Source organism: Chitinophaga eiseniae, assembly GCF_900167135.1.
In the GTDB taxonomy this organism is placed as follows: Bacteria; Bacteroidota; Bacteroidia; order Chitinophagales; family Chitinophagaceae; genus Chitinophaga; species Chitinophaga eiseniae.
Genome location: NZ_FUWZ01000002.1, coordinates 83,273 through 96,907, shown reverse-complemented (window position 1 = coordinate 96,907; position 13,635 = coordinate 83,273). Strand labels below are relative to the sequence as shown.

Genomic DNA, 13,635 nt, shown 5'->3' with positions numbered 1-13,635 from the left:
GGCCATAGCCGGGCGCTTTAATTATATGGAAAAGGCTACTGGATTTTTGCGGAACTCATTTTATCGTTCGCGCTGGGAGATAATCCGCCCAGCCAGCTGTTGTTGCTGGTCAGCGTCCAGGAGGTGCCGGAAAAATTATCATCTGCATAAATGGTAACAGACCAACCGGAAGGAATTTTTACGGAGGACGCCCAATCATTCACCACGCCTTTTGCCTGTAACTGAGACAAAGTATAGTTGCCTTTAGCGATGGGTTGTGATGCGGCGCCGCCGTAGCCCGCATCCTGGTAAAACACTACGCCGGTTGTTCCGCTGCCGCCACCGCTGGGGTTCATGATCTGGATCAGTTGTTTGCTGACGATGTAGGTGGGTGCGTACATTGTGTTATCGGTGGAGGATGTCAGTGGTGCATCCCTGTCGATCGCGTAGCTGAACACGCCGCCCTTTTTGCCGGACGTAGGTTCCCAGCGGGCATAGTCATAAGCCCGGCCGGTGCCGTTCACAGGATAGGTCACGTCGTACCATACGTTGGAAGGATAACCCCGCTCTTCATAAAAAGAGAAACCGGGCACGAACTGCGATGATTGAATATAAGGGGAGAAAGTAGACCAGGTGGATTGCAGGGTGCTGGCGCCGCGTCCGTAGGCCTGCAGCCACACATAATCAACCATGGTGTACACTTTCTGGAAAAGGCTGTTGCTGCCGTTTCTGTTGGTATCGAAGGTCAGTAACTTTCCGGTACCGGATTTAGGGCCCAGGTATTTGGAAAGCGCCTTATATACGCCTGCTTTGTCAGTCAGGTCCTGACCGGATGGTTCGCTTTCTATATCAATATCATACCCGTCAAAACCGTATTTGTTGACAACACTGTCCATAATATATTTGGCGGTCTTAGCGTAGCCGACAGCGTCATGGGTAGCGCCGGCAACCAGGTCTAATCCTCCTGTCAGGATCACTTTGGTGCCTTTGGTATGCAGGGTATTAATCCATCCTGGAACCTGGGATGCTACCGGAGAAGAGGGAGAGAAACAAAAGAGGATCAATATGTCCAGGCTGTCGGGCACTTGTGAGAAGTTGGTGCCAAAGGGCGCTGGTCCGTAACAGGGACCTTCCAGGCGGTAAAAGGCTGCATAGATTTCGTGGGGCCTGCTCTTGTATGCCAGCAGACTGTCGAGGCTTTCGGTAACAGCGCCCGAAGCTTTGGCGGATTCACTGTTGGTGGGTACATCGGCGGGACGTTGTTCTTTGGTGCAGCCGGCGCCCAAGAGCATCATCATAAAGGCGGTCAATAAACTGAACGATAGACATTTCGGTTTCATTTGGATGAATTTTTATTGGTGATTAATAATGCCGGGAGTATATTTTTTGGGTTGACCTAAGACTTTTGCTTAAACGATTTACCTATACGGCCATGGCCGTATGCAGCAAATGCGGTGAAGAAACAAACCGGTACTTCAGCAATGATTTTATTACTGTTTCCGGACGCACGAAACCTGATGATGCACTAATACTTTAAGAATGGGGGAGTACCGTTATATGTATAACAATACCGGGTTTAACGACTTTTCATTATTCATGGAACCAATTTATGATAACAGCTCTCTAAGGTGAAAATCGACAGATGACAGTAATTTACATAAAAATTGGATGCAGTACGCGTAATTTTTTCGCTAAGATGCGTATTATTTTGCAAGTCGTTGTTCCGGGCTACTAACCCGCCTTACCTGCGATGTAATCGCAGACAAAATAAGAAAATATACAATTGAAAAAATATCGTTATATTTGTTTCGCTTTTTGACCATCCCCATAACCCGTCACCACTGTTAATACTTGTTTCACTTTCCTTTCAGGGCGTATGCTTTTGAACGGGACATCTTTGCCTACACACACAATGACAACATTTATGCATGGTACATGCACGAGAATACTGGTATCGCTTGTTCTCCTGTGCGGTTTACTTTTTATGGGAAACGCGGCGCGCGCGCAATCCGGAAAAGACTCCTCTGCTGCAATCGCCCCCGGCCCCGTGAAGCTGAGCGTTGACAGTCTGTTGATACGGATGGAAGAGCTCCACAACACCCTGAACCGCATCAATGACATCACCTCCCGGGGATTTGATACATGTGGCATGGCAGAAGAACTGCCTGAAATAAAAGCCAATCTGCAGACGATCGAAGATAACCTGAAGCTGTATAATAAGGTGTTGAATATCCGCAACCTCCAGATGTTCCATGTATTACTGGCCGATATGCGCGGGCACCTGGAAAACTGGCGCTCCCGGCTGTTCGAATATAACAAGGAACTCGTGAAGATGAATGCGGAGATGATGGCTTTTACCAAAGACTCCTTTGTTAAACAAATCAAAGCCGATACTACCTTCAGAAACTTCTACCTGCCGGAATTAAAAGAACTGAAAAGCAAATGGGTAGAGGCAAATGCTGCTACCAAACAGCATCTGGATAAAATCGCCGTATTGCAGGCAGGTATTTCCGGCAGCTACTTTAAAGCAGTGGAGCTGGAAAACAAAGTAGATAAACAGTTAAAGGTTTTTAGTCTTAAATCACTTGGTAAAGAGTACAATTACCTGTGGGAAGACAATGGTCGTAAGGACGTCGCTGCCGACACACTGACCCGGCAGTCTTCCCGGTCGTTCGAAGGAATGGGTAAAATATTGAATTACTATGCCAGTACCCATTCTGATATATGGTGGTGGATGCTGTTGATAGGACTGGTATTTTTCTTCCGGGTAAACAAACAATTCAAAAGGATAAAAAAAGCCGGTAAAAGCGACCTGCTGCAGCCGCCCTACATAAAATATCTGAAGGTTCTTCCCTTTGCCGGCACGCTGGTAATTATACTGAATATCGCTTCTTTCTTCGATCTTAATGCACCGGCGGCCTACATAGATCTGTTGCAATCTTTTTTGCTGTTTATACTCACCTTCCTGTTCTGGCGCAGGTGGGAACGCCGGCTGTTTATTTACTGGATCGCCATTGTAGTGTTATATATGCTGACGACGGGGACTGCGGCCGTCGTGGCGCCGGACCTGCGTGTGCGGATATGGATGCTGGTGCTGAATGTATTGTCTGTGGTAACTGGTCTGTTTATTTACTTCCGTATCTATAAAAACCTATCTGCCGGCAAGCTGGTGAGGATCGTGTCGATGGTATTTGTTGTTTTCAATGTGCTGGCGGCGCTGTTCAACCTGTATGGCCGATTAAGCATAGCGCAGGTATACAGTACGGCTGCCATTGCCGGTTTATTACAGATCATCGGTCTCACGGTGTTTGTGCAGATCGTGGAAGAAACCTTTTATCTTCAGATGCAGTCCAGCCGGATAGCAGGCGGTATCACGGCCCGTTTTGATTTTGAGAAGATACGTGCGGGATTACACAAGATACTGACGGTGCTGGTAGTGGTATTATGGCTGATGGTGTTTACCACCAATCTGAATATCTATAATGATTTGTATAACGGCATCAGCGACCTGATCTCCACGCCGAGAAAGATTGGCACCACCTCTTTTACCCTAGGCAATATCCTGTTGTTTTTCGTGATCCTGTTAATTTCTAATTTCTTCCAGAAATATATCGGTTACTTTTTTGGGGAAACAGATGATGATATAGTGGGTGAAGTAAAAGAGAAGAGTTCCCGGTTGCTGCTACTGCGCCTGCTGGTGCTGGTTGCCGGTTTTCTGATCGCTATTGCGGCTTCCGGTTTACCGATGGATAAGATCACGGTGGTACTCGGCGCTTTGGGCGTAGGTATCGGTCTGGGGTTGCAGAACATTGTGAATAACCTCGTTTCCGGTGTGATCCTCATTTTTGAACGTCCGCTGAAGATCGGCGACTATGTGGAAGTTGCCGGACAGAAAGGCCGGGTAAAAGACATCGGCATCCGGTCCAGCAGAATGATGACCACAGAAGGGGCGGAGGTCACGGTGCCCAACGGGGATCTGTTATCTTCCAAACTGATTAACTGGACACTCAGCAATAATCATATACGAACGGAGATGTTATTCACCATTGCTCCTTCCGCAGCGTTGCCGATGGCGAAGAAAATCATCCTGGAAGAAGTGTCCGGGTCGGATGCTATTATCAGTAAAGTAGTGCCTGAATTGCTGGTGAAGAGTATTAACGACAGCAACGTAGCGCTGAAGTTGCAGGTATGGATCCAGAATGTACACCAGGAGGAAGCTTTTAAGAGCCGTATGCTGCAGCAGATCTACCAACGGTTAAAAGAAAATGAAATCACGATGTCCTAACGTATCTTTCTTTGAGTAAAAAAGCCTTCCAATCGTTGGATTGGAAGGCTTTTTATCAAGTAAGGCTTACTTCAGGAAACCGTTGATGTAATTGGAGAGGAGGGCTGTCTGCATCATCAGGCTCACATGGCTTTGTCCGGGCACAATGGCCAGCTGCGACTTCGGCGCTGCGCCCAGGTCTGCCGTACCTGCGCCTCCCAATAATTGATAGGTTTTTATCAGCTCCATTTTATTCATCCCGTCGTTGTCACCGGATATGATCAATACCGGCGCCGCAATTTTTGCAATATTGTCATCGCCGAGGTCGAATGGCGCCGCAGCGGAGGCGAACATCTGTTCCAGGAATGTTGTCCATTTTGTTTTATCCGGCGCCACTGCATCGTAGGCGGTTTTCATGGGTGTGTTGTCGAAAAATTCAGTCTTCATGTTTTTAAATGCGTTGCTGACTTCCGGCAGCCAGCCACTGGTTTTATAGGCAGCAGAAATGATGACTAATTTTCTTAACCGCTCAGGGTTTTGTATGGCGAACTCGTAAGCCACTTTGCCGCCAAAACTATACCCTGCCACATCAGCACTGTCAATTTTAAGGTGGTCCAACACGCCGGCCACATCGCTGGCCAGGGTGGCAAGCGACAGCGCTCTGTCTGAATATTCCGTATGTCCATGGCCCTGCAGCTCAACAGCAATTACTTTCCTGTTTTTTGACAGTTCAGGGATTAACCGGCCCCAGTTCAGACCGATGGTCATATAAGCCCCATGCAGTAATACTAAAGGCGTGCCCTCGCCGTATACTTCGTAATAGGTTTTAATACCGTTGGTAGAAGCATAGCCGGTTTCGGCAGGTTTGACAGTTTGCGCGTCAGATGTGGATGTTGTAGACATAACGATCGTAATTAGCAATATTGATTTAAGAAGATAGCGTATATTAAATGGCGTTTTCATAAATTACCTGAATTTGTCAGTAATACAAAGATGAAAATCATTCCGGGATTTGATACTGTGCAGAAACGACAATTAAGGGGGGGAATTCCGGCGAAATAACGATATATATTCAGATGTTACCTTCAACCAATTATTATATGCCTCTGTCAGGCCTAACGCACTGCATCTATTTTACCATTGAACATCTTGGAACGGGAGGAACTACTACCCAAACGGAGATGCTTATCGGAACAGAGATCGGGGCGTCGGACAGTGCCACTGATGCCGCAGGACAAGCGTCTTTTCCTGAAGGTTTCAAATTAATAGAAGGAGACCATCCATTGGGAGAAGATGACAGATATTCCAATGGAAAACATGTTTTCCAGAGACACCTCTTGTGGAGGGCCTATGACAACTACACCTGGAACGATGATAAGGTTAGAAAGGATATTGCAAACAGTTACGGGTTTCCCATCTATCGGACTGCAGACAGCCTCTTATGGGGAACAGGAAAATCCGGCGATCTTTATTTTTATGTGATAGTAGACTGGGGAGGAGAAATATTTGAACTTTTTTCCAGGGAAAATGATGCTGATTTCGCCACCTATTCGAAATGGCTGATTACTTCTATCAGAGAATATCGTAAAAAAGGAAAGAGGTTTATATTTCCAAGGCGGATTTTAAAGTAAAAAGCTGATTGAAAGAAGCCGTTAAATTGTTTAACGAGGGGCGAAATTTAAGCCTTAGATTTATATACATTTATAAGTTAAAAAAATTATATATTATCCGTCTATTTCTTATAATGACCTGCCTTTGTTACCTCCGACCGCGGTAATAGAGGATATTACGACCCTAAAAAGACCATCGCGGTCAGTCGGTCTCCTGCAGCGCTAAAAGGCGCAATTACCAATCTTCCCATTTATTGATCAATTCGCTAACAGCCATTTTTTAATTTGCAGCGCGTTAGCCTTACAGGAAGCTAACTTTTAACGCACTTGGAATATCCCCATAAATTATTCCTGTAATACCCAATTTATTGCCCTAACTTTAGCAAGGTTACATTTGGCTTCTTCTGATTTAGTTTGGGTTTCTGTTTCTTCCTTAGCCCCTGTTTTTTCAGAGTATACATGTTTAATTAAAATTATATTTGTGAATATTTTTGTAGGTAATTTAAGTGACAGAACAACTGAAGATGAGATATGGTCTTTATTTGACCCATTTGGAGTTGTTTATAGTATTAATGTGGCTTATGATAAGTACAGTGGCCGTTCTAAAGGCTTTGCATTCGTTGAAATGCCGGACGATTCCAATGCCGTACTGGCAATTAAGGAATTGAATAATTCAGTAGTTGCTGGCCAGACAATAGTAGTGTATGAGGCTCGTCCAAAACCTGAAAGACCGGAAAATAATCGTTTTTCCAGACCCAACCGAGGCCCTGGATTTAGGCCCAGATACTAGTAGTTGGACGTTTTAAAACGTCGATTACCTTTATCTGTTAGGAGAGGAGAAGAGCAAAGCCGCAAAATACGTTAAGTAATTTGTTGCTTTGCTTTTACTTTTCTATGTACCGGATAGCAGTGTAGACTTCCCCGAACTTCGGCCATAAGAATTAGAGTTACGAATTGATTTTGAGGTCCTCCCATTTATCGGGCCAGTCTGAAGTATAAAAATCTGTGGCAAAAATGAGGCATTTCGAGCCGGAAAAGTAAATGAAGTATTCGCGCTAATTGCAAGCCTGTCAGGGAAAACCGGCTCAAATGAAAGAGGGGACAATGTTCGAACCTTTTTGCTGCTGATTTAGAGGACATCCACCAGTTCATGAGACTATCTACTTATTAAAAATATTTTTAATTCATTATTTTGAATTGAACATATAAAGAGGAAACACTGAGATAATTTTCTGAAGATTGTCTTCTTCTTAAGTCAAGACGTAGGAGTAAATTTAAATTGGGTATAATTGGGTAATTTTGTGGGTATTTAAAGTTAGTTCTTAAATAATTGGGTATAATTGGGTAGTTTTATGGGTATATATGATAAAGACTACAACCATAAATATCACTGCTGAGGTGCTCTCCCTGATTTCAGAAATTGATGAATTTAAAGGTGCATGGCGCGCCTTAGGGCAACTGGCACCAGAACATCTCACTTCACTAAAGCGAGTTGCGACAATTGAAAGCATTGGGTCATCAACTCGTATCGAAGGAGCGAAATTAACTGATCAACAAGTAGAAAAATTGCTTGGGAACTTAGCTATAAAGCAATTTACATCTCGAGATGAAGAAGAAGTTGCTGGATATGCAGATGTAATGAACCTTATTTTTGAAAATTATGCATATATCCCACTAACTGAAGGATACATTCAGCAACTTCACCGGGAATTATTAAAGCATAGTTCCAAAGACAACTGGCATCGGGGGAATTACAAAAAATCACCGAATCATGTTGAAGCTTTTGACCAAGATGGGGAAAGTTTGGGTATTGTATTTGAAACCGCCAGTCCTTTTGATACACAATTGCGTATGCAGGAACTTGTTAGCTGGACTGTTAATACTATTGAAACGAAAGAACTTCATCCACTTTTAATAATATGTATTTTTATTGTAGTTTTTCTTGCAATCCATCCATTTCAGGATGGCAATGGTCGGTTGTCACGTATTCTAACTACAGTTCTTCTATTAAGAGCAGGATATGCATACGTACCATATAGCTCTCTGGAAGCCGTTATTGAACAGAGTAAAGAAGGGTATTACCTTGCTTTAAGGAGAACACAAGGCACGTTAAAGACCGAAAATCCAGACTGGATGCCTTGGGTTTTATTTTTTCTACGTGCCCTACAGCAGCAGAAAGCCCGACTGGAGATTAAAATTGAACGGGAAAAACTTCTTTTAGGACAGCTACCTGCACTATCTATAGAAATACTTGAACTGGCTAAATCCAGAGGTCGTGTAACAATCAGTGAAATAGTAGTTTTAACAAAAGCCAATAGGAATACTGTAAAAAAACACTTGGAAAGCCTCGTTTCTGCTAAACATCTGCAACAACATGGCGCCGGACGTGGTTCCTGGTATTCTATGTAAAGTGAATTTGCCTATCCGAGATAAACAAGCGATCAAAATTTGTAAACTTATTCTGGCCGTGCATAATGCCATTGAAATAACTGAAGAAAAATTAACATTATTCCAATCCCTTTTTAAAGCAAAAGAGGACGCTTTTGCTATTAGATGGGAAAAGGATGGCAAGAGCGGATATATGCCTTCTTATCAAATGGATTGGGGTGCCTATAAGATGCACAAACATAAAGGAGGCACATTCTCGAATTTTAAGGACAAAAACTTTATCGCCCCTTACTACAAAAGAGTTTGTTAAACATTTAGCAGGAGAACAGGTAACTGGTATATATCCTTTACTGGATGATAATACCTCTTGGTTTGTAGCAGTTGATTTTGATGAGCAAGGATGGGATGATGAATGCCGGAAATTCCTGGCATTATGTGAGCAATACAAGATACCTGCTTCATTAGAACGATCCAGATCAGGAAATGGAGGGCATGTTTGGGTCTTTTTTACCAACCCTTATGCTGCTTACAAAAGCAGAAAAATTGTTAGATATCTGCTTGAGCTGGCGGGTATTATTTCCATATTTGACAAGAAGTCCAGCTTTGACAGAATATTTCCAAATCAGGACTATCACACTGGCATAGGTTTAGGAAACTTAATTGCATTACCTCTTCAAAAGCAGGTTATTGAAAAGGGTAACTCCTGCTTTATAGATCCTGTGAGTTTAATACCGTTTGAAAATCAATGGAAATTTCTGGGTACTGTCTCAAAAATAGCTACTGAAAGTCTGGAGATAATTTATAATCAACTTTTTAATACTATTGTACAGCAATCAGATTCTTCTGTAAATATTGTATCCAAACAAGATCATCTTAATATAGGTTTAAGCAATATTATTTCTCTGAACCGATCTCAATTGTCTACCCAATTAATTGGTTTTTTGAGAGATAATCTCAATTTTATAAATACTGATTACCTGATCAAAAAGAAAATGGGAACGCCCATTTACGGAACAGCCGCTTATTTTAAAATATTAGAGGAGCAGGGAGATAGGATTATTATTCCCAGAGGATTCATCGGCCAATTACTACGGTATTGTATACAAGAAAGTATTCCCTATGAATTAAAGGATAATAGAAGAAAATATGCCGATGTAAAGATCCCTTCAAAAATAACATTGTATGATTATCAGGAAGCAGCAGTTGAAATAACTGCAAAAAAGGATTTTGGCATAATCGTGGCCCCACCGGGAGCGGGCAAGACAGTGATTGCACTTTCCATTATCGCAAACAAAAAGCAACCCGCCCTGATCATAGTGCATCGCAAACAATTGTTTGATCAATGGATGGAAAGAATACAAACTTTTATGGGAATTCCCAGGCATTTGATTGGTAAAATTGTGAGCGGAGAAAAGAAAGAAGGCCTGCTAATAACTGTAGCAATGATGCAAAGTTTGGAGGTAATAAACGAGAATGACCCCATTTTTCAAGCTTTTGGAACTATCATTATTGATGAATGCCATCACATACCAGCTAAAACGTTTAGGGATACAATTAAAAGATTCAATTCATTTTATCTATATGGGCTAACGGCCACACCATTCAGAAAGAATAAAGATGAACAATTAATATTCTCTTTCATCGGCGATGTTATACATGAAATAAAATCAAATAACGATGAAGAAGGAGAACATAATAATCTTTCCATAAAGATCCGGGACACAGAATTGTTTGTTCCATTTGATTATAAAACAGATAAGTTTGAATCTCTATCCCAGATTCTAATCCATGATTCAGCAAGGAATAATCTTATAATCAATGATATTAAAAAGGAAGTTGGAGCAGGAAGAAAAGGATTAATCCTTACAGAAAGGAAAAGTCATATTGATACACTTTGTCAATTTCTTAAACATCAATTTGAGATAGTAACGTTATCTGGTGATGACAGTGAGCAATTGCGAAAATCAAAGATGAAGCAGATAGCTTCCGGGGAGTTTCAAGTGCTGATTGCTACCGGACAATTTATAGGAGAAGGGATCGATATTAATAATCTGGATTGTCTCTTTCTTGCATTCCCTTTTGCATTTGAAGGGAAATTAATTCAATACATAGGACGTGTTCAGCGTAGTAGCACTTCTCCCATTATATATGATTACCGGGATATTAAAATTGAATACCTGGAAAAGTTATTTAAAGGGTATGTGGTGAAAGCCAAAGGGCTATGGTATTATAAATGCCGGACAGATGGTTGTAAGTGCAATAAAAGTGCGAAACGAATGCATGAACTGTTTGAGGAGCTATTGGACCGGTATTGTGTGCAGGAGGAACTAATGGAGCCATTAAAATCAGTGCTTATTGCAGAATATAACGAAATGAATAAGGGTAACCTGGAACAACAAGGCATTCTAACCAGCCAGTTAAGGGAAATAAATAAAAAGATAGATGGTCTGGAGGAAAGCCGTTTTGTGCTAAAGGAGATGAGCCAGGAAACTTTTGATAAAATTTATCCTCGTTATATTAAGGAACGTGAAAATATAGCCGCGCAACTGGATAAATGTAAGCTAGGCATTTCGAACCCGGAAGAAGCTATTCAATATGCGTTGTCACTTTCTTCTAAATTGCCTATGGTGTGGCATTCCAGTGATGCGGGTATGAAAGAGAAATTACAAAAACTCATATTTCCTGAAGGAATCGTCTATGATCGCAAAAATGAGGCACTTCGAACCGGAAAAGTAAATGAAGTATTCGCACTCATCGCCCACCTGTCGGGCAATACCCCCGAAAATGCAAAAGGGACAAATCATATTGATGATGATTTGTCCCTCTTTGCGGACTGGACGGGACTCGAACCCGCGACCTCCGCCGTGACAGGGCGGCATTCTAACCGACTGAACTACCAATCCTCTTCCCCTAAGGGAGTGCGAAGGTAAAGATTTCTTTTTTTATTTTCCAACAAATTGATGAAAAATTTTTTCGGGTATTAGCCGTCTTCATTTTATGAAGCGCAAAATGCAAAGACATGTTATTTTTGCGCAAAACAGCTTCCACATAGAAAAGACCCTCTACAGCCAGTCATACCCGGCGCATCGTAAAACCCGCATTGCGCCTACGCCCAGCGGTTTCCTGCATCTGGGCAATGTGTTTTCGTTTGTGCTGACAGCCACGCTGGCCCGCCGTACCGGCGCTGCCATCCTGTTGCGCATCGATGACATGGACCAGCAACGGGTACGTCCGGAATATGTGCAGGATATCTTCGACACGTTGCATTTCCTGGAAATACCCTGGGAAGAAGGTCCCCGTACACCGGATGACCTGCACCGCCAATGGTCACAGCTGCACCGGGAAGCACTGTACCAGCAGGCGCTGGAAGCGTTGAAGGCACAGGGCAAACTTTTTGCCTGCGACTGCAGCCGGTCGCGGTTACAACAGACAGGCGGCGTCTATGATGGCCATTGCCTCCACCGCGGCCTGCCATGGGACCAACCGGATGTCTGCTGGCGCATCAATACGGAAACACCGCTGCCGCTGCATATGCATACGGACAAAGGCGCGCTGCCGGTGGTACTGCCGGCGGAACAACGGCATTTCGTAGTGCGGAAAAAAGACGGTCATGCTGCTTACCAGCTGGCTTCCGTGGTGGATGATGACTACTTCGGCGTTGATCTTATCGTCCGGGGGGAAGACCTCCGGGACTCCACGCTGGCGCAACTATACCTCGCCGAAACAGTCGCTATGGACCGTTTCAGCCGCACTACCTTTTACCATCACTCGCTTCTGATGGAAGCGCCCGACAGAAAACTCTCCAAGTCGGAAGGCGCCGCTTCGGTACAACATCTCCGGAAAGCAGGAAAAACAAAGGCGGACATCTTTTCCACGATCGCCGGTATGCTCGGTATCCGGGAACAGGCGTCCGACTGGGAAACAATGGGAAGTATACTGTTGGACCGTTACGCCGTACTCCGTCAACCGGCGCCGGAACAACCCTGAGCGACTGGTAATAATTTCTTAATAGTGGTTATGTAGCTTCACCCCCGAAATCATATAAACAGGGGTGTTATGAAGTATATTATTTTACTGGGCGCCTTTCAGGCGTTGGTGGTGTTCAGCATATTCGTTATCCATCATAGGAAAAGATCTTCCGATAATATATTGAGCTGGTTTTTAATATTGGTGTTTGTCCACCTGGGAGCGGGTTTCATGCTACATACCTTGTTCCCCCATGCGGAAATCCACAAGCAGTATTACACCTTCATTACGCTGATGTACGCGCCGGTATTGTGGATGTATACCACCCATCTTTCCGGAAGATATCAGCAGGCCAGGTGGAGAAACTACCTCCATTTTCTGCCGGCAATGGTCGCGGCTGTGGCCTACTTCGCCATCGCCGGTTACATTATCGCCCACGATGGCAAAACACCGCCCGCTATCATTTATTATAATCAGGCAGTGGGATACACGGCCATGGTCTCATTCCCCCTGTATGGTATCTTATCGCTGCGGGAAGCCCGGTGTATACCGGTTTTCTGGCGTTCGGAGATACAGCTGGTACGGTGGATGGCAATCGTCTTTTTAGGGACAGCATTTTTTAGCGTGGTACTGACCGTCAATAATTACCTGCCGCCTGCCTCCCGGTTTATCATGGACAGCCATCTGTGGGGAAGAATATTTACCTACATCTCATTGCTGAGTATCTGCCTGGCTATCGGCAGGGTGAGGATTTTATTTTTAATGGATACCGGTACCTCACTGCCACTGCTGCAAGATACTCCGCCAGCAGCCGCCGCCACTGAAGAAGAGCCGGTAGCCGATGCGCCGCAGCTGCCCCGTAAATCGGTGTTGTCTGCGGATCAACAGGCTGGCATTGCTGCGCAGGTAAAACAGTGGATGTACGAAAAAGCGGCCTATAAAGACCCTGAACTGACGCTGGATAAACTCGCCGCCGCTATGGAGATATCCCGGCACCATCTTTCGGAAACGCTCAACCAGTACCTCGGACAGTCCTTTTACCAGTTTGTCAACGAATACAGGATCCGCGAGGTGGTGAAACTGCTAAATAAATGCCGGGAGGACAAAGAAACACCTAACATCCTTTCCTTAGCATTTGAAGCGGGTTTTCATTCGAAATCTTCGTTCAACCAATACTTCAAAAAAGTGACCGGTACTACCCCTTCCGCCTATATGAAAAGTAAAAATACGATGGTAGTGACTGTAGAGAGTGTTGTGAAAAGTGCGCTGACAGCAGGAGATAACAATTCCGTAATATTTCATAAGTAATTGATTTTTAATTAATAATAAGGCTGCTTGTTTCTGCCGATCTATAAAGTCGTACGGATTTATCTACAAGGACGACTACCACCAGCCTCCGGCCCACCTTTGCGGAAAATATTTTTCGCA

General features: G+C 43.9%; 9 protein-coding genes, 1 tRNA gene and 1 pseudogene. 8 read left to right on the top strand and 3 right to left on the bottom strand.

Annotated features, from left to right (window positions below):
- Positions 1-35: 35 nt before the first annotated feature.
- A complete protein-coding gene (locus B5D63_RS09995; protein ID WP_078668679.1) occupies positions 36-1,319 on the bottom strand; it encodes an EndoS/ChiA family endoglycosidase in 1,284 nt (427 codons plus the stop codon).
- A gap of 644 nt (positions 1,320-1,963) precedes the next feature.
- Here B5D63_RS09995 and B5D63_RS09990 point away from each other — a divergent pair.
- Positions 1,964-4,264 (top strand): mechanosensitive ion channel family protein, encoded by a 2,301-nt coding sequence (locus B5D63_RS09990; protein ID WP_159455970.1) that lies wholly within the window; start codon positions 1,964-1,966, stop codon positions 4,262-4,264.
- Between the two features lie 66 nt (positions 4,265-4,330).
- Here B5D63_RS09990 and B5D63_RS09985 read toward each other — a convergent pair whose 3' ends face one another.
- Positions 4,331-5,146 carry an alpha/beta fold hydrolase gene (locus B5D63_RS09985; RefSeq protein WP_143312863.1) on the bottom strand — a complete coding sequence of 272 codons (816 nt, stop codon included), beginning with the start codon at positions 5,144-5,146 and terminating at the stop codon, positions 4,331-4,333.
- Positions 5,147-5,319: 173 nt separating this feature from the next.
- Between B5D63_RS09985 and B5D63_RS09980 the strand changes: the two genes are divergently transcribed.
- The 5 genes and pseudogenes from B5D63_RS09980 to B5D63_RS35715 all read left to right on the top strand — a co-directional run.
- Positions 5,320-5,874 carry a hypothetical protein gene (locus tag B5D63_RS09980; protein ID WP_235021503.1) on the top strand — a complete coding sequence of 185 codons (555 nt, stop codon included), beginning with the start codon at positions 5,320-5,322 and terminating at the stop codon, positions 5,872-5,874.
- Positions 5,875-6,247: 373 nt separating this feature from the next.
- Positions 6,248-6,643: an RNA recognition motif domain-containing protein gene (locus B5D63_RS09975; RefSeq protein WP_235021502.1), complete on the top strand. Its 396-nt coding sequence runs from the start codon at positions 6,248-6,250 to the stop codon at positions 6,641-6,643.
- Positions 6,644-7,215: 572 nt separating this feature from the next.
- Positions 7,216-8,262: a Fic family protein gene (locus tag B5D63_RS09970; RefSeq protein ID WP_078668674.1), complete on the top strand. Its 1,047-nt coding sequence runs from the start codon at positions 7,216-7,218 to the stop codon at positions 8,260-8,262.
- Positions 8,228-8,551, top strand: coding sequence for a TOTE conflict system archaeo-eukaryotic primase domain-containing protein (locus tag B5D63_RS09965; RefSeq protein ID WP_078668673.1), 324 nt, complete (start codon positions 8,228-8,230; stop codon positions 8,549-8,551). The genes B5D63_RS09970 and B5D63_RS09965 overlap by 35 nt, the downstream gene beginning before the upstream one ends.
- Positions 8,460-10,358: pseudogene (locus tag B5D63_RS35715) on the top strand (TOTE conflict system archaeo-eukaryotic primase domain-containing protein); the annotation flags it as partial. The gene B5D63_RS09965 and the pseudogene B5D63_RS35715, both read left to right, overlap by 92 nt.
- 712 nt (positions 10,359-11,070) lie before the next feature.
- Here B5D63_RS35715 and B5D63_RS09955 read toward each other — a convergent pair.
- A tRNA-Asp gene (locus B5D63_RS09955) sits at positions 11,071-11,144 on the bottom strand.
- Positions 11,145-11,250: 106 nt separating this feature from the next.
- Here B5D63_RS09955 and B5D63_RS09950 point away from each other — a divergent pair.
- Together B5D63_RS09950 and B5D63_RS09945 are read left to right on the top strand one after the other, a co-directional pair.
- Positions 11,251-12,228: a glutamate--tRNA ligase family protein gene (locus B5D63_RS09950; protein WP_078670261.1), complete on the top strand. Its 978-nt coding sequence runs from the start codon at positions 11,251-11,253 to the stop codon at positions 12,226-12,228.
- Between the two features lie 69 nt (positions 12,229-12,297).
- On the top strand, positions 12,298-13,515 hold the full coding sequence (locus B5D63_RS09945) for a helix-turn-helix domain-containing protein (protein ID WP_078668672.1): 1,218 nt from the start codon (positions 12,298-12,300) through the stop codon (positions 13,513-13,515).
- Positions 13,516-13,635: the final 120 nt, after the last annotated feature.